Source organism: Gluconacetobacter diazotrophicus PA1 5, assembly GCF_000021325.1.
GTDB lineage: Bacteria > Pseudomonadota > Alphaproteobacteria > Acetobacterales > Acetobacteraceae > Gluconacetobacter > Gluconacetobacter diazotrophicus.
On record NC_011365.1, the window covers coordinates 1377811 to 1400464 of the forward strand.

Here is a 22654-nt window from a genome sequence, read left to right on the forward strand (position 1 = left end):
CCCAGCAAGACAGGCTCATGACCCCCACCGACACGGTTCCCCTGCCCCGTCCCTCTCGCGAGGAGGCGGAAGACGCGATCCGCACCCTGCTACGCTGGGCGGGCGAAGATCCCGCCCGCGAAGGGCTGCTCGATACGCCGGGCCGCGTAGTGCGGTCGTACGAGGAATTCTTCCAGGGCTATGCCGAGGACCCGTCCGAAATCCTGTCGCGCACCTTCTCGGAAGTCGATGACTACGACGAGATCGTGCTGCTGCGCGACATCCGTTTCGAAAGCCATTGCGAGCACCACATGGTGCCGATCATCGGCGTCGCGCATGTCGCCTACCTGCCCGGCAAGCGGGTGGTGGGGATTTCGAAACTGGCGCGGGTGGTCGAGGCCTTTTCCCGCCGGCTGCAGATCCAGGAACGCCTGACGGCGCAGATCGCCAATACGATCAACGATGTGCTGCAACCGCATGGCGTCGCGGTGATCCTGGAGGCCGGGCACCAATGCATGACCACGCGCGGGGTGCATCGGCCCGGCGTATCGATGGTGACCAGCCGCATGCTGGGGGTATTCCGCACCAATTCGGATACGCGGCGCGAACTGATGGCGATGCTGAACCGGCCTTCGGCCGCCACCACCCATATATAACCGCCCGTTCGACCGGGTGGGTGGTCCCCGCCGGTGGCGGGGACCTTCGGGTCAGTCGCCCGCCTTTTCGTTGATCTGATAGGTCAGGGTCACGTGGCTGTCGCCCGGCTTCTGGGCCGGCACGACCTGGACCGACGCGCTGATATCACGCTTCTGGTACAGCTTCTGGACGGCTTCCTGATCGGCGGCCATCGTGGCCTGGGTGATCGCCGAACCCGGACGCAGGGCCGTCGCCGCCGTCAGGTCGGCGGTGGAAACCTTCTTGTTGCCCTCGAAGACGATCTTGTCGACGACCAGGCCGACATGGGTTTCGGTTTCGGTTCCCGGGGCCTGTTCCTCGATGACCCACTGGACATAGACCGCCTTGCCCGCGAATTTCGTCCTGCCGCCCAGTTTCAGGCCGACATTCTTCTTCTGGTAGACGGCCATGACGTCCTGCATGGCGGCTGCGATCTGGTTGCGGGTGACGGTGTCCCCCACATGGAAGGGAACGGCGGCCAGGATGTCCTCCGTCGAGACCTGCTTGTTGCCGGTCACGACCACCGATTTCAGCTTCAGCGGGTCATTGGGCCCCGGCGCGGCGGCGAACGCCACGTCGTGCAGGGCGGGCACCGAGGCGAAGCCGGTGGCCAGGGCAACGGCCAGCGCCGAGCGGGCCATGATATGACGGATGGTGCGCAAAATGGAATTCTCCCATGACACGGGCCGGCGGCGTGCGCGCCGACCCCCTGCCCCCATGATGCACACCTTCCGGGCAATGCCAATGATGGCCGCGGCCCGGTTCTAGAAGAGCGCCCGGTCGGGGATCGTGGCGACGTTGCCGGCAAGGCCGGCATCATATCCGGCCGGACCGTGCCCGTCGGACTGCGGCAGGCCGGAGCCCGCACAGGCGGACAGTGCCAGGGCGGACGAGATCGCGACGGCGATCGCGGTCGCGGAAGTCTTTGTGGATTTCATCATGTTTCGTATCCTTTCCTGATGAGGCACCTGAAACGGGATACGGATTTCCGAGACGGCCGGGAAACAGATAGTATCGAATGCCGTGATAGGAACACCCGATAACAGGCCTCCTTTTCCACAATGGAATCGATAAAATATCGTCAGGGACGCGGCACGTCGCGACCTATGCTTCCGGCCCGTCCTGGCACGGGCGGCACCCTTCGGGAACGTGCCGGCGCAGGAAATCGCCAAGCTCGGCAAAGGCCGGCCCGCGCGGGTCCGATTTGCGCCAGACGGCGCCGATCGTCCGGCTGGCATCCGCCAGGGGCCTGACGGCGATGAGGCCGCGCCATTCGCCGCGATTGCGCAGCGCCAGATGGGGGATCAGGGAATGGCCCTCACCGGCACCGATCATGTGCCAGAGCATTTCCAGGCTGGTCGCAAGCCGCTGCCGCGCGCGCGCCTGCGTCGGCAGGCCGCACAGCGCAAGCGCCTGGTCGCGCAGACAGTGACCGTCTTCGAGCAGCAGGAGTTCGGGCCCGTCCAGGTCACGCGTCGCCAGCGACCGCTTGCGGGAAAGCGGATGGCCGGACGGAACGGCGGCGACGAACGGTTCCTCGAAAAGGGCGCAATCCATGAACGATTTTTCCGAAACCGGCAGCGCCGCGAATACGAGGTCGAGCTCGTCCTGCTGCAACTTCGCCAGGAGTGGTCCGGTCAGGCCGTCCGTCACCTGCAGCCTGAGATCAGGATAGCTCTTGCGCAGCAGCGGCAGCATGCTGGGAATGTAGTAGGGCCCCAGCGTCGCGATCACGCCGATGCGCAGGATTCCGTTCAGCGGCCCGGACTGCATGTGCGCCGCCTCCAGCATCATCCGGGCGGCGGTCACGACATCCCTTGCCCGTTCCAGGAGCCGTATACCTTCCGGTGTCGGCTTCACATGCCGTCGCGTACGTTCGAACAAGACGACGCCCAGGAGATTTTCCAGCTTGCGGATCTGCTCGGACAGCCCCGCCTGGCTGACGCCACATCGTTCGGCGGCGCGGGAGAAGTTTCGCAGATCATCGACGGCCACGGCATATTCGATGTCGCGCAGCGACAGGCCAGACAGGGGAGTGTAGGTCTTTTCCATAAGTACGATCGCTCAATCCAATCCCATAAAATGGTTTTACCTATAATTCCCATCGGGACAAACGATTTCCGCCCGAGGGAAATTTGTCGGACACCCGTTCTGTCATCAACGCACAGAAGGACAGAACTTATGACGACGATAAACTCCGAACTGAAGTCATTCAGCACCGATGCCTTCCATAACGGCAAATTCGTCAAGGTATCGGACCAGGATGTGAGGGGAAAATGGGCCGTCTTTTTCTTCTATCCGGCGGATTTCACCTTCGTCTGCCCGACAGAACTGGAAGATATGGCCGATCATTACGCCACTTTCCAGGATCTGGGCGTCGAGATCTACGCCGTATCCACCGACAAGCATTTCACGCACAAGGCCTGGCATGACACGTCGCCGGCGATCGGCAAGATCCGCTACGTCATGCTGGCCGACCCCACGGGCGCGATCTCCCGCAATTTCGGCGTGCTGGTCGAGGACGCCGGCGTGGCGAACCGCGGCACCTTCCTGATCGATCCGCAGGGCCGGGTGCAATATATGGAAATCACCGCCGAGGGCGTCGGCCGGACGGCCGAAAGCCTGATCGACAAGATCAAGGCCGCCCAATACATCGCCGCCCATCCCGGCGAAGTCTGCCCCGCCAAGTGGAAGGAAGACGGCGCGACCCTGACCCCGTCCCTGGACCTGATCGGCAAGATCTGACCCCAGCCGCAGGCCCGGCCCACATGGCCGGGCCGCCGCCCCACCCCACTGGAACACGGAGTCCTCGCGATGCTGCAGGATACGATCAAGTCGCAACTCAAGGACCATTTCGCCAATCTTGCACATCCGATCGTGCTCGAAGCCTCGCTCGACGACAGCGCTCCGGCCCGGGACATGGCGGCATTGCTGCACGAGATCGCAGCACTGTCCGGCAAGATTCGCGTCTCGACGAACGGCGCGGCCTCGCGGCGCCCGTCCTTCGCGATCCGGCGCGAGGACGCGGCGGGCGGCGTGACGTTCGCCGCCATTCCCATGGGACATGAATTTACCTCGCTGGTCCTGGCGTTGCTGCAGGTCGGCGGTCATGCGCCGAAGTTGCCGGACGACATCACGGCCCAGGTCGGGTCACTGAGCGGCACGTATCGGTTCGAAACCTATGTTTCGCTCTCCTGCCAGAACTGCCCGGACGTCGTACAGGCGCTCAATGCCATGAGCGTGCTGAACCCGAACATCAGCAACGTCACGATCGACGGCGCGCTGTACCAGCGTGAGGTCGAAGAAAAGAACATCATGTCCGTCCCCCAGGTGTTCCTGAACGGACAGCCCTTCGGGTCCGGCCGCATGGGCGTCGCGGAGATCCTGGCGAAACTGGATGCCGACGCGCCGAAGCGGGCCGCGGAACGGCTGAAGGATCTTGCTCCGTTCGACATCCTGGTCGTGGGCGCAGGGCCGGCCGGGTCGGCGGCGGCGGTCTATGCCGCACGCAAGGGGCTGCGCACCGGCCTGGTCGCCGAGCGGTTCGGCGGCCAGGTGATGGACACCGCCGGCATCGAGAATTTCATCTCGGCCAGGGAAACGGAGGGGCCGAAGCTGGCCGCCGCGCTGGAGGCGCATGTGCGCCAGTACGACGTGGAGGTCATTTCCGCGCAACGGGTGCGGGAACTGCATGCCGCAGCACAGCCCGGCGCCCTTCATCACGTCGTGCTGGAAAGCGGGGCGAGCCTGCGGGCGCGCACGATCATCCTTGCAACCGGAGCACGCTGGAGGCCGCTCAACGTTCCCGGCGAAGAGGAGTATCGCACCCGGGGGGTAGCCTACTGCCCGCATTGTGACGGCCCCTTCTTCAAGGGAAAGCCGGTCGCGGTCGCCGGAGGGGGCAATAGCGGCGTCGAAGCCGCGATCGATCTTGCCGGGATCAGTTCCCACGTGACGCTGCTGGAGCGCGATCCGGCGCTGCGGGCGGACAGGGTCCTGCAGGACAAGCTTCGCAGCCTGCCCAACGTCACCGTGATGACGAATGCCGTGATCACGAAGGTCGAAGGCAACGGCACGAAGATGACGGGCCTGACCGTTCAGGACGGCGAAGCCGCGCGGCATCTGGACGTCGACGGCGTGTTCGTCCAGATCGGGCTGCTGCCCAATACCGATTGGCTTCGCGGCACGGTCGAGCGTACGGCGTTCGGCGAAATCATCGTCGATGGCCGCGGCGCGACGTCGGTTCCCGGCATCTTCGCGGCGGGCGATGCGACGACGACGCCGTACAAGCAGATCGTCATCGCGATCGGGGACGGGGCCAAGGCCGCGCTGGCCGCGTTCGACCACCTGATCCGCCTGCCCGGCTGATATCGGGTTCAGCCGAGATTGTGCCGTCCGCCAGGTCTGTATACAATAAGCGGGCGGACGCTTTTGAACATGTCCCGACGATTTGCGCGGGCATGAAAATCGGAGACATCGCAATGACCGAGCACAGTTCCAGATCAACCACCGACGATTCCGGTATACCGGTCTCCAGCGACGTCTATTCGCTGACGGTCGGCCCTGACGGTCCGATCCTGCTGCATGACCACTATCTGATCGAGCAGATGGCGGCGTTCAACCGGGAAATGATCCCCGATCGCCAGCCTCACGCCAAGGGAAGCGGCGCCTTCGGATATTTCGAGGTGACGCACGACGTCAGCCCGTACACGAAGGCCGCGTTCCTGCAAAAGGGCGTCAGGACCGAAATCGTCGCGCGTTTCTCCACCGTCGCCGGCGAGGCCGGCAGCCCCGACACCTGGAGGGACCCGCGCGGCTTTGCCCTGAAATTCTACACGCAAGAGGGCAATTTCGACATGGTCGGGAACAATACCCCGGTCTTCTTCGTCCGCGATCCGATGAAATTCCAGCATTTCATCCACTCGCAGAAGCGCCGCGCCGATAACGGCCTGCGCGACAACGACATGCAGTGGGATTTCTGGACGCTCAATCCCGAAACGGCGCATCAGGTCGCCTGGCTGATGGGCGACCGGGGCATTCCGGCCAGTTGGCGTCACATGGACGGCTTTTCCAGCCATGCTTACATGTGGGTCAACGCCGCGGGCGAACGCTTCTGGGTCAAATATCATTTCAAGACCGACCAGGGCATAAAATGCCTGACGCAGGAGCAGGCGAACCGCCTGGCCGGCGCCGACGCCGACTATCACCGGCGCGACCTGTACGCGGCGATCCAGCGCGGAGACCATCCAGGCTGGACCCTGAAGATGCAGATCATGCCGTACGAGGCGGCGCGCGACTATCACATCAATCCCTTCGACCTGACGAAGGTATGGCCGCAAGGCGAGTATCCGCTGATCGACGTGGGCAGGCTGGTTCTCGACCGGAATCCGACCGATTTCCACGCGCAGATCGAGCAGGTCGCCTTCGAGCCGAATAATTTCGTGCCCGGCACCGGCCTGTCGCCCGACAAGATGCTCCTCGGCCGGTCCTTCGCCTACGCCGACGCGCATCGGGCGCGCCTGGGCGTCAACTACAAGCAGATTCCCGTCAACGCGCCGCGATGCCCGGTGCACAGCTATGCCAAGGGGGGCGCCATGCGGATCCGCGAAGCCAGCGATCCGGTCTATGCGCCCAATTCCAAGGGGGGCCCCGTCGCGGACGCGCAACGCTTTCCGGACGATGCCGTATGGGCCGCCGACGGCGGGTTCCTGCGCGCGGCCTATGCGCAGCGGCGCGACGACGACGATTTCAGCCAGGCGAAGGTGCTCGTCTCCAGGGTCATGGATGACGAGGCGCGGGACCGCCTGGTCCAGAACGTCGTCGGCCACGTCCTGGCCGGTGTCGAGGAACCCGTCCTGTCCCGCGTATTCGAATACTGGAAAAATATCGACGAGGCGACGGGCCTGCGAATCGAGCAGGGCGTGCGCGCCGAGAGACAACGATAGCGCGCCCCGGCCGTGACCGAACGTGACGCGGTGGAATCACCTCGTCACGATCCGTCTTTCCTATCCGGCCTATCCCGGGATTTTGATGGTGACGCCCAGCAGCGTAACGAACTGGGCCAGCCAGCGCGGATGGGCCGGCCACGCCGGCGCGGTGACCAGCAATCCGTCGGTCACCGCGTCATCGATCGCGATGTCGGCATAGACGCCGCCGGCCAGTTCGATTTCGGGCCGGCAGGCGGGATAGGCCGATACGGTGCGCCCGCCGATGACCCGGGCAGCGGCGAGCAACTGGCCGCCATGGCAGATGGCGGCGACCGGCCGGTCGGAGAAGGCGCGGACCAGGGCGATGACCTGCGGGTCCAGGCGCAGATATTCCGGGGCGCGGCCGCCCGGGACCACCAGCCCCGCATAGTCCGCCGCGTTCACCTGGTCGAAATCCGCCGTCAGGGTAAAGCGGTGGCCGGGCTTTTCGCTGTAGGTCTGGGCACCTTCGAAATCATGGATGGCGGTCAGGACATAGTCGCCCGCCCGCTTGCCCGGGCAGACCGCATCGACCGTGAAGCCCAGCATGGTCAGGGCCTGGTACGGCACCATGATTTCGTAATCTTCGACATAATCGCCTGCCAGCAGCAGCAGCTTCTTGCCAGTCATCGCATGACCTCTCAATCGTGAGCGGGTTCCAGATGCTCCCGCAGGCGGGGCATCAGTTCCACGAAATTGCAGGGGCGGTGACGGCTGTCCAACTGCCAGACCAGGATATCGTCCCACCCGTCCTTCACCGCGCCGGACGACCCCGGCAGCGCGAACAGATACGTGCCGTTGGCGACCCCGGCCAGGGCGCGCGACTGGATCGTCGAGGTCCCGATCTTCTGGTACGACAGCATGCGGAACAGTTCACCGAAGCCCTCGATCCGCTTTTCCAGCACCCGTTCGAAGGCTTCGGGCGTCACGTCGCGGCCCGTGACGCCGGTGCCGCCGGTGGAAATGACCGCGTCGATCGCGGGATCGGCGATCCAGCCCGCCAGACGGGCCGCGATGCGGTCGGCATCGTCCGGTTCGATGGCGCGGTCGGCCAGGTGATGGCCGGCGGCGGCGATGCGCTGCGCCAGCAGGGTGCCGGAGGTGTCGGTTTCCAAGACGCGCGTATCGGAAACCGTCAGCACCGCGATGCGGACCGGCAGGAACGGTCGGGCAGGATCAAGTCTGGACATGGCGTCCATGTTCCCCCCCACCGGTACCGCCGTCAACACACTCTTAGAAGGTTAATCCGGTTTCCATGTCTATGATGAAGGCGTTGGCGTAGCGATTGGTGCCGCCCGGGTGCCAGACATATTGCAGGCCGGGGCGCAACGTGGCCCACGGGGTCGGCCGCCAGCCATAGTTCAGTTCGATGGCCGGTTCGTTCGAGGGACGGATCGCCTTCTGGCCTTCCTGCTGCAGCATGCCCGCATATTGCGCCATCTTCGGATTCAGCACCGCGATCTTGCCGCCGAAGCTGATCGTATCGTTCGGACGGTTGGGCAGCGTTCCCTTGCGGATGATGCCCCAGGTCGCGAAATACGGCGACAGCGCGGTGCGCGGATCGCCCCAGATGAACGATCCGAAAATGACCGTGCCCCGGCCGCTGCCGGAACTGTCGCGCTGGATCATCTGGTCGCCTTCGAACCAGCCGCCGAAGCGGCCGCGGATCTGGGTGGTCGGCAGGTCGATCAACTCGACGCTCGCCGGCTGATAGGCCCCGGCCTTGGAGGTGACGATCGGGACCTCGGACGTGTCCCAGTATCCGCCGATGCGGATATTGCCGTCCATGTCGCCGGTGTAGTCGTTGCCGTGATGCCAGCCGAGTTGGAACGGCAGGTAGACGCCCGTCGTATCGTCCAGTCCCAGCTTGAAGCCGTTATGGGTGTTCGAGATGGTGTTATCGACGTTATAGATACCCGCCGACACCAGATAATGGTCGTTGCCGGCCGGATAGAGCTTCAGCCACGCGCCCGGATGGGCCGTGGGATACCAGCCATAGCCGCCATTCATCGCCAGCCCCTGCGGCATGCCGCAGATCGCGTTGGTCTGGAACTGGCAGTAGATCGACATGCCCCAATGCATGGTGGACTGCCCGAAATCGTTTTCGGTGTTGATCCAGCCGGCTTCCATCGAGACGTAGCGATTGAACTGCTTTTCCAGCGACAGGCGCGTGATGCGCACGGTCTCGCCCGAGCCGAAGATCTGCTGCACGGAATCCACCGCGCCGCCCAGCGGGCCCGCCGCCAGGCTGAGGCCCGCGCGTTCGGTCAGCAGAATATGCAGGACGCCGATGTCATGATGGATCAGCCTGGCGAAATTGATGTCGGCGCCCAGCCCGAATTCATGCGCATAGCGGACACCGGCATATTTTCCGCCCACCGGATTGCCGGACGCGTCTTCCAGGAAATGCCCCTGGATATGCACGCCGCGATCTTCCAGATGGGTACGCAGCCCCCCCCAGTCGCCCGTCATGGTGCTGCCGCGAATCCATTCCTCGTAGCTGGGCGGGAAATAGCCCGCCAGCGAGGACGGGGGCACATAGACGTGCGCCGCCGCGGCCTGTTTCGAGGCGGTGGATGCCGGGACGGCCTGCTTCGAGGCGGGAGGGGGGACGATCCGCGCCGGGACCCGGTTCGCATAGCCGCCCACCACGACCGGCCGCGTGGTCGCCGCGACGTCGGACCGGGTGGACTGCGCGCGAGCGGACCCGTCGGATAGCATCAGGCCGGATATGGACAGCACGACCGCCGCCCCGAACACAGTACGAATCATCGGGTTCCATCTACCTGCGTCCGACATCGGCCAAGGGCATGCCGGAGGGACATCATCACGTCAGGCGCCTGCAGGCACCTTTATTGTTTTGGGCGACGCTCTATTCTGTCGTCGTCCTGGGTTCGCCCCGTATAACATTCGCATGACCGATATACCACAACGTCCCGAGAGCGTGATGGAGTTCCGATATATCTGCATATAAAACAATCAAATAAGGCGGATTCCTCGCCCCATCCCGAACCTGGGTCGCCTCGATTATAACACAATCGTGATTTTACGATGGCGTCGCGGACTCAATCGTCAGGGCACGCGCCCCCAGGCCGGTAAACAGTTCGGTCCGGCAGGTCAGGATCAGGACCTGCACGCGGGTGGCCGCGTCGGCCAGGATATCGAACATACGGTCCAGCCGGCCGGTATCGGACCAGGTCAGCGCGTCATCCAGCACCAGCATGGCCGGACGCCCGCGCGCGTGCAGCAATTCCGCCAAACCCAGCCGCACCAGCACCGCGATCTGCTCGCGCGTGCCGTCCGAGAGGTTTTCAAACGGCTCGCCGACGCGCCGGGTCAGGCCGGAGACGCGGAAATCCGGGTCCACCGTCGCCACCGCCCGGGGAAAGAGCGCGGCCAGCGCCGGCTGGATCGCCCGGCTGAGCGGGGCCAGATAGCGTTCCGTCGCCGCCCGGGCCGCGCCCGCCACCGCGTCGCGCAGGCAGTGCAGGATCGCAACCTCGCGCGCGCAGGCCGCGCGCTCGGCGGCGTGGGAGTCCCGCAATCTGTCCTGGGCGGCGATCCGTTCGTCCAGGCCGTCGCCCTCGGCCGCACGGATCCGGGCCTCGCGCGCCGCCATGTCCTGTTTCAGCGCCGTCAGGCGGGCGCTTCCGTCCTGGATCGCGCGCTCCAGGCGCTGGATCGCGGCGTCGGCCAGGGCCTCCGTGCCGTCGGGCCGGGTTTCCTCGATCCGGTGCAGCGCCTGCCCGGCCTCGCGCATCGCAGCGTCTTCCGCCGTCAGGCGGGCGGATAGCGCGTCGTCCGGCTCGGCGGCACGGGCCGCCGCCACGTCGTGCGTCAGCCGCGAGGTCGCATCCTGCGCCAGGCGGTGGTCGCCTTCCAGGCGGCCCAGTTCGGCGGCAGCCTGGCGCAGGGTTTCGTCGGGCGCGAACAGGGCCTGACTGGCGGCGGCGTAGCGGTCCTCGGCCGCCTGCATGGCGTCCCTGGCCTGCTCCAGCGCCTGGGCCGGATCGCCTCCGGCGGCCGGGTTCCCGTCCTCATCGGCGTGCCGGGCGATCCGCGCATCCACTTCGGCCAGGCGGCGGCGGCCCTCGGTCATGGCCGCGGCGGGCGACCGGTCGGCGGCCACCAGCAGGCCGGCCAGCGCCGTCTGTGCCGCCTGGAAGGCCAGGTCGGCCTGGCGGCGTTCGGCCAGGGCCGCCTCGGCCGCGTCGGGATCGACGCAGCCCGCGGCGTCCAGCGCCTGGCGCAGGGCGTAGTCGGCCCGTGCCGCGTCGGCGCGCAGCCGCTCGCGATCATGGCTGGCGGGTTCGATGGATACGATGCCGATATCCGCGATGTGCAACCGGGCGGTGTCCGTCACCTGAATGCGGCCGGAGTCCAGCACGCGGCCGTCCAGTTTCAGCCGTCCGGCGCCCGCGCCCTCCAGCACCACATCCAGCATCGTCGCCTGCGCCTGGCTGGCGGCACGGGCGGCCTGGACGGCGCGGTCGGCCTGGCGGATCGCGGTCATCCGGGCCTCGTCCACCGTGCAGGCGGACAGGCGGGCCGCCGCCCGCGTCACCGCCTGCGCCGCCTGTTCCAGCCGGTCGAGCGACGCCGCCGCATCGCGCCGTTCCTGTTCCAGTCGCGTCCGCTCCACCCGCCGCGTGGCCCGGTCCAGGACGCGCCGGGCCGACAGGCGGTGTGCGTCGGCATCCTGAACCGCCCGCATGCGCGCGGCCTGGGCGGTCTGGGCCGCGTCATGGGCCGCCCGCGCCGCCGCCAGCGCCTCGGCCAGGTCCGCCCTGCGCGCCGACTGGGCATCCAGCGCCTGCCGCCATTCGGCACGGCGGGCCACGTCCTGCCGCACGGCGGCCAGCCGCGCCGTCGCGTGATCCAGTGCGGCGCGCGCGGCCCGGTGCCGGGCATCGTGGTCGCGCAGCCGGTCGCGTTGCCGCCGGGCCTCGGCCAGATGCTCGCGCTCCTTCTCACGCCGGTCGGAATCGTCTTCGTGCGCCAGGCGGCGGCGCAGGTCGGCCATGGCCTGCAGATCGTCCTCCAGCACCTGCCGGCGGGTCTGCAGGCGGACCAGTTCGTCGGATGCCGCCTGCTCGCCCTCGATCGCCGCGCGATAGCGTCCCTTGGGATTGCCGCGCCCATCCAGCAGCACCGACAGGTCGGCCAGCACCCGCGCCAGGATGCGTTCGGCGGCCTCGCCGCCGGTCATGGCGCCGAGGTCGGATTCCAGGCAGGCGCGCAGGGTCGTCCGCGCAGGGTCGGAAAAATCGGGCTGGGCCAGGCTGTGGCCCTGCCCGACCCACAGGGCATTCATCAGGCCCAGCGCCTCGGTCCCGCGCTTGCCGGACTCGACGCCGATCAGGGCATGCAGGCGGGCCTCCGCCGCATCGCCCTGGAAGGTCGCGCCGTCACCGGTCAACTGGGCGAAAGGCCGGTGCAGGAAGCGCTTTTCCAGCCGCCATGCCGTGCCGTCCACGGTGAAGTCGGCCGCGATCCGGGGCGCGCCCTTGCCGCCATAGGGTTGCAGGTCGGCAATCGGCCGGCTCTTGGAGCCGTGCTGCAACAGGAAGACGGCGCGCAACGCGGCCAGCAGGGTCGATTTGCCGGATTCGTTCGGCGCACCCAGCAGGTTGAGCCCCGGCCCCAGCCCCACCAGACGCACCGGGTCGGCGAAGCGCCGGACCTGTTCGACCTCCAGCCCGTGCAGGATCATGCCACACCTCCCGACTGCGGATCGCCCGCGCGGGCCAGCAGGTAGAGTCGTTGCAGCGCCGCGGCGGCGATATCGCGGCCATCCTCGGGGCCTTCATGCGTCTGGCGGACCAGGGCGTCCGCCGCCGCCCGCACCGCGCCGGCCAGGCCGAATCCGTCCAGATCGTCGGGCGACGGGGCCAGGCCGGGGGCGCCGTCGATGCGCAGCAGCCGCAAGGCCGAGCCCAGCCCGTCCACGATCCGCGCCTGGTAGCATTCGAGGTCGGCCAGGTTCAGCGCCCCGCTGACCGCCAGGCGGACCAGGACGCGGCTGGGGTCGTCGCGGTCGATGGCGCGCAGCCGGGCATCCAGCGCCTCGATGCCGGCGGCATCGGTCAGCACCGCCTGTTCGCGCCACCAGCGAAAGCGCCCGACTTCATGGGCTTCGACGACCGGTTCGGCCCGGGGGCCGTCCAGCGTGACCAGCAGCGCCTGCCCGCCGCCGGCGCCCCCGACGTCGAACCCGTCGACTTCCGGCGTGCCGGAATACCAGGTCCGGGAATCGATCCGCAGCGCGCCGTGCCAGTCGCCCAGCGCCAGGTAGGACAGGCCCGCCTGCCGCGCGCGGTCGATGGCGATCACGTTATGGTCCGGCGCGTCCTCGCCGAACGTACGGACCGACCCGTGCGCCAGCCCCACCCGCATGGTGCCTTCGGGCGTGGCCGCCCGGTCCATCCCCGCCGTGGGGTCGCCGATGACGTGACGATGGCCCAGCCCGGCCGGAATGACCCAGGCCGTGCCGGCCGCGTCCAGCGGCGCCGGGCCGTCGGACAGATGGGGCAGGATGGTGTCCGGCAGGCCGGTGCGCAGCAGACGGTCCCACAGCCCGTCCGGTTCGTGGAAATCGTGGTTGCCTGGGATCAGGTGCCAGCGCAGGTCGGGGAATTGCCGCATCCGTTCGATCGGCTGGCGCAGGGTGCGTTCCGCCGGGCGCGTATAGTCATAGATGTCGCCCGCCACCACCACCGCATCGGCCCCCTGGGCGCGGGCCAGGCGGCCGATCCGGCTGATCGCTTCCAGCCGTTCGTGCTGCAGCACCGGCAGGACATCGTCATCGGCAAAGCGGAAGACCTTGCCGATCTGCCAGTCGGACGTGTGAATCAGGCGCATGGCATCTTATCGCCCGAACCGGCGCCAGGGGCCAGAGGAACCACCGGACGACCTTTTCCCTGCCGTATTTCGGACATGAGGCCGGGCAAGACTGCGTATGGCCAGCTCGGCAGTCCGGCCGCGCGGCGAAGACAGGGTTCAAGACACTCCGATGATGGTTCCGGTTCGCAGTTCCTCCCACACCACCCCGCCCCCTGTGACGACGTCCAGCCCCAACCGCCCTGCCCGTCGCACCCGCCTGCATCCGGCCATGTCCGAGGCCGTGCGGGCCATTCATACCCGGCACCGCCGGCATCTGCAGACCCACCGCCGCTCGGACGCTGGGCGCGTCGCCCGTTGAATCGTGGAGCGGCCATGACCATGGCGCATTTCAGCCATCGGACCGGGATCGCGGGGGACGGATTCCCAGACAACTGATTGAAACACTGCCTTTATTCCCTCGACCAGCCCGTATCCCGGGCTGGGCGCGGCCGCCGTGACATGGTTTGTCGCCATCGTGACACATAGGATGGGCAGCCGGCCGCCATACTTCGCTCCGGCCCGCAGATAGGGTCAGGCGGCACGGCGGATAGGGGCAAGGACGTATGGGGCAGGACGCCGCAAGCGGCGGGGCGGGCATGCGGGCCGGCATCGCGCGCCGGGTCTGGCTGCCTCCCATACTGGCGGGATGGTTTCCCCCCGGCAGCATCGCCTTCTGCCTGCGCACCTGGGCATCGGCCGTGCTGGCCCTGACCGTGGCGTTCTGGATGCAAATCGACTCGCCGGCCAGCGCGGGCGTCACGGTGATGATCCTGTCCCAGCCCCTGCGCGGCCAGATCCTGTCCAAGGCGCTGTATCGCATCGTGGGTACCCTGGTCGGCGCTGCCGTCGCGATCGGGCTGATCGCGGCCTTCGGGCAGGACCGGTTCATGGTGCTGGGGGGGGCCGCGCTGTGGCTGGGGCTGTGCGTGGTCGCCGGCACGCTGGCGCGCGACTTCCGGGCCTATGGCGCGCTGCTGGCCGGCTATACCGTCGCCATCATCGGAATCGGGTGCATCGACCGGCCTGAAGCGGTGTTCTCGGTCGCGATCTTCCGTGTGTCGGCCATCATGATCGGCATCGTATCGGTCGCGGTGGTCAATGACGTGACGGGCTCGCCCTCCGCATGGCGCGCCCTGGCGGACCGGCTGCGCCGGGCGGCGGTCGATGTCCGGCGGATCGCCCGCGACGCCGTGGCCGGGCGGGGTATTCCCGACGACGGAAGCTGTGTTGCGCTGGCAGGGACGATCATGGCGCTGACCAGCCAGGTTTCATTCGCGCGGACGGAACTGGCCGACAGCGCGCTGCGCATGACCGGCGCGCGGTCTGCCATGGTCGCGATGCTGGACATGATATCGTGCAGCCGCGCCATCGGCGGCGTCCTGCGCGAGAACGATGTCCGCCCGGCGATCCTGTCGCGGGTGCGGCAGCGCTTCGGCGACGGGACGCCCTTCACCGGCGCGGACGACGCGCGGGGCGCGCTGGATGCGCTGCTGCGCGTCGAGGACGGCGACGCGCCACCGACCCCGGCCGAGGCCTATCTGATCGAGCGCGCGATGGCGCTGCTGTCCTACGGACGATGGGTCGAGGACGGCATCCGCACGCTGGAGGACGGCCGCGCGGCACCGCGCGTGGCCCGGAACGTGCGCCTCGCCCGGCATCAGGACCCGGTGCTGGCCATGCTGAACGGCGTGCGCGTGATCGTGGGATTTTCCGCCGCCGCCGCGATCTGCATCCTGTCCGGTCTGCCGGGTTCGACGATGACGCTGGTACAGGTCGCCACCATCCTGACCCTGTCGATCACGACATTCGACACCCGCGCCTTCGGGTTCGGGGCGCTGATCGGCGTGCCGCTGTCCACGCTGTGCGCGCTGGTGCTGGATTACCGCATCCTGCCCTACGGGTCCGACATGGGCTTCCTGGCGCTGATGATCGCGCCGGTGGTGTTCGCGACATGCCTGCTGCTGATCCATCCGCGCCATGCGGCGATCGGGCTGAATTTCGGGGTGTTCTTCTTCATCGTGCTGGGGCTGGACAACATCCAGAACTACGACCCGATGCAGTTCATCGACCGCAATGTCTTCTACACGCTGTCGGCGGTGATCCTGTTCTTCTCGCTGGTGCTGCTGCCGCCTTCGGCGCGGCGGCGGCGCTTCCGGGTCGCGATGACGGTGGCGCTGTCGCTGCGGCGGCAGTTCACCGGCCGGGGGGACATCGCCGGCCCGATGCTGATCAGCCGGCAATATGACCGGCTGATCCAGGCCCGCACCTGGACGGGCCATCTGCCGCCGCACCGGGTCGCCGCCGGGGTGTTCGGCCGCATCGTGTCGATGGGCGACCTGATCGGCGCGCTGGCGCGGGCCCGGCGGCACCTGACGCGGGCCATGATGATTCCACCGGTATCGGACCTGGCCCGCCAGGGCCTGGACCTGCTGCGGGTGCGCAATGTCCCCGAAAGCGCGCGGCGCATCATGCACCATGCGACGGTGCTGCTGGCCGCGTCCCGCGACCTGCCCCCGGTCGAGCGCGAGATCGTGATCGGCGCCGTATCGGGCCTGTTCGGCGCGGCGCGGCTGCTGGAGCGCAACGTGCGGCTGCTGCGCCATTACGGCATCATCCCCGCGGCGTGGAGGGGCTGAGATGGGGCCGACGGTCGATATCGCGGGCGTGCAGGTATCCTCGTTCGTCATCGATGCGGGGCTGGCGGTGCTGACCCTGCTGGTGCTGCGCCCGCTTCTGGGCACCACCTTCGTGCAGAAACGGGTCTGGAACGTGCCGCTGGCCGAATTCGGAATCCTGATCTGCCTGGCCGGATTCTATGTTTTCCTGTTGTGAAAGGTCGGATGGTGTTCGAACGCGCCCGTCACGTCATGCGGATCGCAACCACGCTGGCTATCCTGGCCATTGCGACAGTGGTGGTGCTGGGGCTGTGGGATTACTACACGGCCGCGCCCTGGACCCGGAACGGGCAGGTGCGCGTGCAGGTCGCCAACATCGCGCCGCGCGTATCGGGGCAGATCGTGGATGTCCGTGTCACCGACAACCAGTATGTCCATCGCGGCGATGTGCTGTACTCCATCGACCCGTTCGATTTCCGCATCGCGGTGGCATCGGCGACGGCGCGCGTCAATGAACGCCAGGCGGACCTGACGCTGCGCCTGGCGCAGCACCAGCGCCGGCAGCAACTGTCCTCGGCCTCGGCCTCGGCCGAGGAAAAGCAGCAGTTCGAAGCCGTGGCGGAACAGGCCAAGGCCCAATATGCCGACGCGCTGGCCGCCCTGTCGCAGGCGCGGATGAACCTGGACCGCACGCAGGTCCGCAGCACCGTCAACGGCTACGTCACCAACCTGACGATGCGAGTGGGCGATTTCGCCACCGCCGGCGTATCGGATATCGAGGTGATCGACGCGGAATCCTATTGGGTGGACGGGTATTTCGAGGAAACCCGGATGCGGGGGATCTATCCCGGCGCGCTGGTGCGGATCGACCTGATGGGCTACGCGACCCCGCTCTGGGGCCATGTCGAGACCATCACGCGCGGCATATCCTCGGCCAACGCGCAACGATCGACCCAGGGCCTGCCCTTGGTCAACCCGGTCTATACCTGGGTACGGCTGGCGCAGCGCATTCCGGTGCGGGTGCATATCGACGCCCTGCCCGCCGGAATCACGCTGGCGGCGGGCATGACCGCGAGCGTTTCGATCGTCACCCCCGAGGGACGACAGCCCCGCGTGACGCTGCGCGCGCTGGTCGCCCAGTTGCGCCAGTCGCTGCACCGCGTCCGGCCGCCCAATGCGGTGGCGGCTTCCCCCGCCACGCCTGTTCCGTCACCCACGTCCCTGTCGAACGGGGTGTCGGAGGACGGACAGGACCGCTAACATGGCTCATTCCATAAAAAGACCAGACCGGAGAAACGCCATGACCCGCCGTCTCGCAACCCGCGCCGCCGTGCTGATGGCCCTGTCCGCCACGGGCGCGTGCCTGGGCACACCCACGGACGCGCGCGCCGCCGCTGCCGCCGACCCGTTCACCGGCCGCTGGGCCGCGATGGGCATCTCGCCCGTCGTCATCGCCGCCCCCGACAGCCACCACCAGATCCAGATCACGCTGCCCGACGAACTGCATGCCATCACGCGGCACCAGTTCACCCTGACCCGTCACGACCACACGACGCTGCAATCGATCGACCGCGATCCGCTGGTAACGTTTCGCATGGTATCGGAAAACAGCGCCGACCTGACGATCAAGGGCAACAAGCCGGGGCAAATGCTGGACCTGCCCCTGAGCCGGGACGACTAGGACGCCCGCGACGGAGTCATTCGACGACACGCAGCCTAGTCCGATGTATCCTTATCCTCGATATTTCGGACAATTTGCAGCAGGCTATCCGGTATCGGTTCACGGGCCACATCCCCGTACATTCCATGCAGCCTGCGTCCGAGCCACAGGGTAAAGGCATGATCGCCGTCAGCCGGTCCGGACATGTCTGGTACAGGCCTGTTCATTGAACGGTGTCTCCCGCACGCGGGGCGGTCCGGAGAAGCCAGTCGATCCGGTCATGGACCCGCAATCGGACGTCAACGTCCTCCCTCGACTTCAGTTCAAGGCAGCGACGATATGGCGCAACATTGCTGCCATGCGCCTCGGTGCCACGAATGACGCGGGGCGCGACCTTTCGGGCCGCTTTCGCACAGCATCAGGGCTTTTGAAACAGCCGCTTAAAGGCGAAGTGCTCGTTTGACCCAGGGCAATGCCGTCATAAGCTGCTCGCGCTGTACCCGGCGAACGAACGGAGCGTCGGGGATATTCGCCAGGCCCGCGCGGGCCGCAAAGTATCCTGATACCCACGCAGCGACCTCGGGCGCGTCCGGCAGGATTGCTTCAGGAGGCGGGCCGCCTTCATGCGCAAGGCTGGGCAACCAGAATCCCATATCCAGCTTCGGATTGGACAGGCAGGCCTCTGCCCAATCGACAAGTTTCACGGTCCCGGACAAGAAACACATATTGTCACTACGCAAATCCCAGTGCGTCGGACTGAGACCGGCTGTCGGGCATGCATTTTCAGCCTCGATCAAAGCAGGCAGCGCCCTCGCCAACCAATCTGCCGAGGCGAGTCCCAATGCCAGGAATGGCGTGGGATCAGCCTGGACACAGGTCCACCCTCGGACGTCCACGCCATGGACCGCGTCGAACGTCGGCAATTCAGCACGCATGCCGTGAAGGTCTTCAATTGCGGCTAGCGCGGCCGAAACCCTGTCGTCGGTCCAGGGAGGCGGCCAGATCGCCTCGCTCAGATCTTCGATAACCAGTATGGGATTGACGCTCTCGGCATCGTATCCCAACAGGCGCGGCCGGGTCCCTTCCGGCAAAGACCTGTAGGCCACGATTTCGCGACGCAACAGATTGGCCGTGTGGAGTGTCGTGGCAATCTTGACGAAAGCTTGTTGTTTCCCGTTTCGTACAAGATACCGCGCAGCCGGCGTATAACCTCCGCGCACGACCCGGAACGATTCCGGTGTCCATCCTGAAATCCGCCTGATCGCCTCGCGATGCGCTTGTCCGACGATCATGATCTCTCCGATGCCGATATGCTGAACAACCGCTTATCCAGGTCGTTTCTTCCAAGGCAACAGGTACGAATCAACCCAATATATTCGTGCATGAAGTCCCGCCAGAAGAAACGAGCAATCCTGGCCGGGAGCGCACGGGCAACTTTTGGACATCGGCATGCAAAAGCCGGCATCTGCTGGAACGCTACATATTACCGCTCTCGCCTCTTGTCGGACGCCGTAGTGCAGCCTCACGCTTCTTCGAAGCGGACGTGGTTCATCGCGTGCGAGAAATAAACTCCGTCAGTCCTGGAGCCGCTCAGTTCTCCATTTGGCGACACCCGTCATCTTGAATATAAGTAAGAGGTAGCAGCCCCATCTTACCTTGGGGGAGCGCGTTTGCCATGGGGGTCTTGCGCTCGCCCAATCCAAACACGGCCTAATGAGGCCGAATGTATTAATTTCAAATCCTGCCCCCCAACAGGGGCAGGCTATTTATTGGGACCGGGCCGATGGAAAACATGACAATTAGACAGGTATCGGTTTCTGATTCCATCCTGTCCCGTTTGGACGCTAGAGACATCGCGCTCTGGGTTGGCAAGGACGTCGTTAGGGCCGCGGACCCGGTCGCCTTGGCCGACGTCATCCGATTGCCGTGGCGAGCCGTGCTTCTCGAGGGAGGAGACCCTGCGCTTGAGACCGCGATCCTTGCGCAGGAAGACCCGACTGATTTCAGGGTTCTTCGCCGCGGATATCCCATCATCATCGACGGCAACCCCGCGGATATCGTGCTGCCTCCGCGGAGCTTGCCGATCTACAAGCTCAACAGCGGCGGCGGGTCGGGTACCCTCGTCTCGCAGCTCTCGAGATTGAGTATTCTTAATGAGTTGGCGCGCACGGATCCGCGTGAGCTGCTGGTGCTTTCGTCCAAGGCGACCGGCGTCCCGCCGGATCTCCGTACCTTGTGGGAAGAGGGCTTTCGGCCGCTCACAACCATTGTCGGAGACTACGCGACCCTTCATGCCGAGGCCGATGGATGGCGACGAGCTCGCGCCGCCGGCGGCTCGATCGCAATCGTCGAGAAGGACATCGCTAGCTTCGCCCACGACCTTTCCACCCGGTATGCGCAAGCCCATACTGGGGAACGGGTTCTCCTTCGCGTGCGGAGCGCGCGGGGCGACACGACGTCGGTTGATATAACCCAGGTGGACGACGCCCAGCATCCGGTGCTTGGGCGCTACGAACTCATCCAGGATCAGGATCTCCGGCCCCTCGCGCCCGAGGATCTGACGGCGGAGACCGTCGAGGGGTTCTTCCGCGATCCGAGCGCGTCATGGCAGCCCTACGCGGCAGGCCTTCCTTGGCCGCGGGACGACGTGGCGTGGCCTGAGCTGCGTCATATATTGCGGCGCTTAGATCGCAGCGGCTCCGAGGCCAACACGGTCGCGGTCATCCGCACCGAGCCTGGCGCGGGCGGAACGACCCATGCGCGGATGCTGGCATGGAGGGCCGCTGCCGAGGGTTATCCCACCCTCTTCGCCAAGGGGGCTCCATTCAAGCCAACCTCGCTCGAGATCGTCAACTTCATGACGCGAACGATTGACGCCGAGAAGCAGAGCCGCGGGGAGCCGGACGACGGTCGTCTCTACGAAGCTCCGTGGCTCATCGTGTTCGATCGAGACCATTGGGAGGGACGCGACAGCGAGCTGCGGAGCTTCCTACGGGGACTCGAACAGAGCGGCCGCGCAGCATGCGTACTTGTGGTCACAGGCCCCTACGCGAGCATGGAGTTCATGAGTAGCTCTCGCTTTAAGGAGATTGACCAGCTTACGCACGAAATGCCACGAGCCGGCGCGGTGGAGTTCGGCCAGCATCTCAATCAGTATCTTGCGCCCCACGGACCTGTCAGAAGGCGCGAGGAGTGGCAGGGATTCTTCCAAGCCTCGGCCGTACACGCGGAAAGCGGCATCTCCTCCTTCTGGGTGGCGCTGTCCTTCTGGCTCCAACGGCAGATCGACATGAGCGAGACCGTACAGTCTTGGCTGTTCAGGCAGTTCCAGAGCTCCGTCGTCGATCCGCAACTGCGCTCGACGCTCGTGGATATCGCCGCGATCAGCACCGAGAGACGTCCGCTACCGGAGACCATGCTCCCCGCAACCGTCGACTGGCCAGTGACTCAAAAACTCGAGGACCTGAGAACCATGATCGGCGCGATGGGCCTGATCAGATTGCGACTCGAGGGAGACAGGTATTGGGCACTCGCACACGATATCTTAGGCCGATATCTGCTGAATGCGATCTACTATGATCGCTCCGCGCGGGAGGAATTCGGCTTCGGCGAGGCTTCGAACACCGAGCATCTCCGCTTCCTCGCACTTCGGCGACTCTCGGCCAATCCCGCCTTGGGGAACGCATCCAACCGGGAGATCGCGGAGGACTTCGCCGTCAACATCTTCAAGATCGATCCTGATCACGGCCACGGCACATTCGTGCCCTATTGGCGCGAGGCCCTGGCCGCCTTGGACGAAATGCCAAAGCTGCTGTGGCAGACGAGCCGCGCCCTGCGGCACCACTCCGCGATCTCACGGCGACGCATCGCGAAAGACAAGGAGCTCTTCGGCCTGCCCGAGAGCGAGCGGTTGGACCTGCTGCGGCGGGCGGTCGAAGATATCCGGTTCGCTCTCGACATGATTCCCCGAGCCGAGGGCGAGGAGTCTGACCTCAACCTCTACAACTCGCTGGCGCGGGCATATCAGGACCTTCACGACGAGGCCGCCGCGACTGGCGCGGCGACCGACGAACTCGAACGCCTGCGAGGACTGGCGCGGGACGCGACGCGCCGAGCTTTCCAGCTCAATCCCGATAGTCCTTTCGTCGTGGAAACTTACGCGCGAAGTCTGCTTGGGGAGGCCAAGGCCAATCCGCTGAAGGCGGCGGGAAACGCCATTGAGGTGCTGAACCTAATCTACTTGGAAATGGAGCGTGATCGCTCGGCACAGCGACGCTACGAGTTGAGCCGTCTGGCCGAGGTCGCTATCGAGAATCTCCTCGTCACGGGGGGAAGGCACCGGAATTCCGATAACCCCGAGATCGCCCTGCTCGTCGCGGCGCTCGACGCGCTTACCCACGATGTACCCGATCTGGCCGGAGTGGGCCTTGGTGACTTTCCTGTCGAGAATCGATTGGAGGCCGCGCGGATACTCTCGAATCCGGACGTGCAGTCGAACCTGCAAGCCGTGCGGATGCTTTACGCTCTCACATGCCTTGACAGGCCTAGCACTACAGTTGCGTTTTTCTGAGAGTTCTGAATCTATGGGTAACCATGATTCTGAACGAGATGAATAGCGCAGCTTCGGTCGAGGATGTTCTGGCTCTGACGCTGGAGGCGCTGCGGGACGCCAAGGAGCGAATGCGCCCGGTATTCGGCCAGGAGCGGGTGGCGGCATCGGCAGGCCGGTTTCTGGAAACACTACTGGGCAACGAGCCGCGCAAGACCGGCTGGATGCGGGCTGAAGCTGCGGGCGATCCGGGGCCATGGCGACAGCAGGCCCTGCTTGGACGCGGTGACCTTGCCCCCTGAAATGCCCTCGCATTGAAGTAAGGTCT

General features: G+C 66.1%; 20 protein-coding genes and 1 pseudogene. 11 read left to right on the forward strand and 10 right to left on the reverse strand.

The window, feature by feature from the left end; translation table 11 throughout:
• The first annotated feature begins 17 nt into the window (after positions 1-17).
• On the forward strand, positions 18-635 hold the full coding sequence (folE, locus tag GDIA_RS06155) for a GTP cyclohydrolase I FolE (protein WP_012223489.1): 618 nt from the start codon (positions 18-20) through the stop codon (positions 633-635).
• Between the two features lie 51 nt (positions 636-686).
• On the opposite strand, the gene GDIA_RS06160 is transcribed toward folE, so the two are convergent.
• From GDIA_RS06160 to GDIA_RS06165, 3 genes are all read right to left on the reverse strand, one after another.
• Positions 687-1316, reverse strand: coding sequence for a POTRA domain-containing protein (locus tag GDIA_RS06160; RefSeq protein ID WP_012553662.1), 630 nt, complete (start codon positions 1314-1316; stop codon positions 687-689).
• Between the two features lie 102 nt (positions 1317-1418).
• A complete protein-coding gene (locus GDIA_RS19085) occupies positions 1419-1595 on the reverse strand; it encodes a hypothetical protein (protein ID WP_012553663.1) in 177 nt (58 codons plus the stop codon).
• Positions 1596-1758: 163 nt separating this feature from the next.
• Entirely contained in the window at positions 1759-2706 is a 948-nt protein-coding gene (locus GDIA_RS06165; protein ID WP_012223482.1) for a hydrogen peroxide-inducible genes activator, read from the reverse strand.
• A 129-nt stretch (positions 2707-2835) separates the two neighbouring features.
• On the opposite strand from GDIA_RS06165, the gene ahpC reads away from it, so the two are divergent.
• The 3 genes from ahpC to GDIA_RS06180 all read left to right on the forward strand — a co-directional run bounded on the left by ahpC (position 2836) and on the right by GDIA_RS06180 (position 6599).
• Entirely contained in the window at positions 2836-3399 is a 564-nt protein-coding gene (gene ahpC, locus GDIA_RS06170) for an alkyl hydroperoxide reductase subunit C (protein WP_012553664.1), read from the forward strand.
• Positions 3400-3468: 69 nt separating this feature from the next.
• Positions 3469-5022, forward strand: a complete 1554-nt coding sequence (ahpF, locus tag GDIA_RS06175) for an alkyl hydroperoxide reductase subunit F (RefSeq protein ID WP_012553665.1) — start codon at positions 3469-3471, stop codon at positions 5020-5022.
• Between the two features lie 113 nt (positions 5023-5135).
• The gene (locus tag GDIA_RS06180; protein WP_012553666.1) at positions 5136-6599 is read left to right on the forward strand and encodes a catalase; all 1464 of its coding nucleotides are present in this window, start codon (positions 5136-5138) and stop codon (positions 6597-6599) included.
• A 69-nt stretch (positions 6600-6668) separates the two neighbouring features.
• Here GDIA_RS06180 and GDIA_RS06185 read toward each other — a convergent pair whose 3' ends face one another.
• The 5 genes from GDIA_RS06185 to GDIA_RS06205 form a co-directional block, all read right to left on the reverse strand.
• Positions 6669-7250: a DJ-1/PfpI family protein gene (locus GDIA_RS06185; RefSeq protein ID WP_012553667.1), complete on the reverse strand. Its 582-nt coding sequence runs from the start codon at positions 7248-7250 to the stop codon at positions 6669-6671.
• An 11-nt stretch (positions 7251-7261) separates the two neighbouring features.
• A complete protein-coding gene (gene moaB / locus GDIA_RS06190) occupies positions 7262-7810 on the reverse strand; it encodes a molybdenum cofactor biosynthesis protein B (protein ID WP_043459215.1) in 549 nt (182 codons plus the stop codon).
• A 43-nt stretch (positions 7811-7853) separates the two neighbouring features.
• On the reverse strand, positions 7854-9392 hold the full coding sequence (locus GDIA_RS06195) for a carbohydrate porin (RefSeq protein ID WP_012553669.1): 1539 nt from the start codon (positions 9390-9392) through the stop codon (positions 7854-7856).
• A 274-nt stretch (positions 9393-9666) separates the two neighbouring features.
• The gene (locus GDIA_RS06200) at positions 9667-12333 is read right to left on the reverse strand and encodes an AAA family ATPase (protein ID WP_012553670.1); all 2667 of its coding nucleotides are present in this window, start codon (positions 12331-12333) and stop codon (positions 9667-9669) included.
• Positions 12330-13481: a metallophosphoesterase family protein gene (locus GDIA_RS06205; protein ID WP_012553671.1), complete on the reverse strand. Its 1152-nt coding sequence runs from the start codon at positions 13479-13481 to the stop codon at positions 12330-12332. Before GDIA_RS06205 ends, GDIA_RS06200 begins: the two co-directional genes overlap by 4 nt.
• A 151-nt stretch (positions 13482-13632) precedes the next feature.
• Here GDIA_RS06205 and GDIA_RS19090 point away from each other — a divergent pair, with 151 nt between their 5' ends.
• The 5 genes from GDIA_RS19090 (at position 13633) to GDIA_RS06225 (ending at position 17798) form a co-directional block, all read left to right on the forward strand.
• Complete coding sequence (locus tag GDIA_RS19090) at positions 13633-13821, forward strand: hypothetical protein (RefSeq protein WP_157864153.1); 189 nt, start codon at positions 13633-13635, stop codon at positions 13819-13821.
• Between the two features lie 244 nt (positions 13822-14065).
• Positions 14066-16138 (forward strand): FUSC family protein, encoded by a 2073-nt coding sequence (locus tag GDIA_RS06210; RefSeq protein WP_012223464.1) that lies wholly within the window; start codon positions 14066-14068, stop codon positions 16136-16138.
• Between the two features lies 1 nt (position 16139).
• Positions 16140-16334, forward strand: a complete 195-nt coding sequence (locus GDIA_RS06215; protein ID WP_012553672.1) for a DUF1656 domain-containing protein — start codon at positions 16140-16142, stop codon at positions 16332-16334.
• 11 nt (positions 16335-16345) lie between these two features.
• Positions 16346-17377, forward strand: a complete 1032-nt coding sequence (locus tag GDIA_RS06220; RefSeq protein ID WP_043459219.1) for an HlyD family secretion protein — start codon at positions 16346-16348, stop codon at positions 17375-17377.
• Between the two features lie 40 nt (positions 17378-17417).
• Positions 17418-17798, forward strand: coding sequence for a hypothetical protein (locus GDIA_RS06225; RefSeq protein WP_012553674.1), 381 nt, complete (start codon positions 17418-17420; stop codon positions 17796-17798).
• A gap of 35 nt (positions 17799-17833) precedes the next feature.
• Here the strand turns inward: GDIA_RS06225 and GDIA_RS19815 are convergent, their stop codons facing one another.
• On the reverse strand, positions 17834-18004 hold the full coding sequence (locus GDIA_RS19815; protein ID WP_012553675.1) for a NepR family anti-sigma factor: 171 nt from the start codon (positions 18002-18004) through the stop codon (positions 17834-17836).
• 213 nt (positions 18005-18217) lie between these two features.
• A complete protein-coding gene (locus GDIA_RS06230) occupies positions 18218-19069 on the reverse strand; it encodes a phosphotransferase (protein ID WP_012223424.1) in 852 nt (283 codons plus the stop codon).
• 500 nt (positions 19070-19569) lie between these two features.
• Here GDIA_RS06230 and GDIA_RS06235 point away from each other — a divergent pair, with 500 nt between their 5' ends.
• Positions 19570-22347: a hypothetical protein gene (locus GDIA_RS06235; RefSeq protein WP_457851914.1), complete on the forward strand. Its 2778-nt coding sequence runs from the start codon at positions 19570-19572 to the stop codon at positions 22345-22347.
• Positions 22348-22370: 23 nt separating this feature from the next.
• Positions 22371-22613: pseudogene (locus tag GDIA_RS06240) on the forward strand (IS701 family transposase); the annotation flags it as partial.
• Positions 22614-22654 lie beyond the last annotated feature (41 nt).

Bases quoted from the DNA above. Each gene is read 5' to 3' on its own strand.
- GDIA_RS06235 (WP_457851914.1), top strand. From the start codon at position 19,570: ATGACAATTAGACAGGTATCGGTTTCTGATTCCATCCTGTCCCGTTTG.
- ahpC (WP_012553664.1), top strand. From the start codon at position 2,836: ATGACGACGATAAACTCCGAACTGAAGTCATTCAGCACCGATGCCTTC.
- folE (WP_012223489.1), top strand. From the start codon at position 18: ATGACCCCCACCGACACGGTTCCCCTGCCCCGTCCCTCTCGCGAGGAG.
- moaB (WP_043459215.1), bottom strand. From the start codon at position 7,810: ATGTCCAGACTTGATCCTGCCCGACCGTTCCTGCCGGTCCGCATCGCG.
- GDIA_RS06165 (WP_012223482.1), bottom strand. From the start codon at position 2,706: ATGGAAAAGACCTACACTCCCCTGTCTGGCCTGTCGCTGCGCGACATC.
- ahpF (WP_012553665.1), top strand. From the start codon at position 3,469: ATGCTGCAGGATACGATCAAGTCGCAACTCAAGGACCATTTCGCCAAT.
- GDIA_RS06185 (WP_012553667.1), bottom strand. From the start codon at position 7,250: ATGACTGGCAAGAAGCTGCTGCTGCTGGCAGGCGATTATGTCGAAGAT.
- GDIA_RS19085 (WP_012553663.1), bottom strand. From the start codon at position 1,595: ATGATGAAATCCACAAAGACTTCCGCGACCGCGATCGCCGTCGCGATC.
- GDIA_RS06225 (WP_012553674.1), top strand. From the start codon at position 17,418: ATGACCCGCCGTCTCGCAACCCGCGCCGCCGTGCTGATGGCCCTGTCC.
- GDIA_RS06205 (WP_012553671.1), bottom strand. From the start codon at position 13,481: ATGCGCCTGATTCACACGTCCGACTGGCAGATCGGCAAGGTCTTCCGC.
- GDIA_RS19090 (WP_157864153.1), top strand. From the start codon at position 13,633: ATGATGGTTCCGGTTCGCAGTTCCTCCCACACCACCCCGCCCCCTGTG.
- GDIA_RS06180 (WP_012553666.1), top strand. From the start codon at position 5,136: ATGACCGAGCACAGTTCCAGATCAACCACCGACGATTCCGGTATACCG.
- GDIA_RS06230 (WP_012223424.1), bottom strand. From the start codon at position 19,069: ATGATCGTCGGACAAGCGCATCGCGAGGCGATCAGGCGGATTTCAGGA.
- GDIA_RS06210 (WP_012223464.1), top strand. From the start codon at position 14,066: ATGGGGCAGGACGCCGCAAGCGGCGGGGCGGGCATGCGGGCCGGCATC.
- GDIA_RS06195 (WP_012553669.1), bottom strand. From the start codon at position 9,392: ATGATTCGTACTGTGTTCGGGGCGGCGGTCGTGCTGTCCATATCCGGC.
- GDIA_RS19815 (WP_012553675.1), bottom strand. From the start codon at position 18,004: ATGAACAGGCCTGTACCAGACATGTCCGGACCGGCTGACGGCGATCAT.
- GDIA_RS06200 (WP_012553670.1), bottom strand. From the start codon at position 12,333: ATGATCCTGCACGGGCTGGAGGTCGAACAGGTCCGGCGCTTCGCCGAC.
- GDIA_RS06215 (WP_012553672.1), top strand. From the start codon at position 16,140: ATGGGGCCGACGGTCGATATCGCGGGCGTGCAGGTATCCTCGTTCGTC.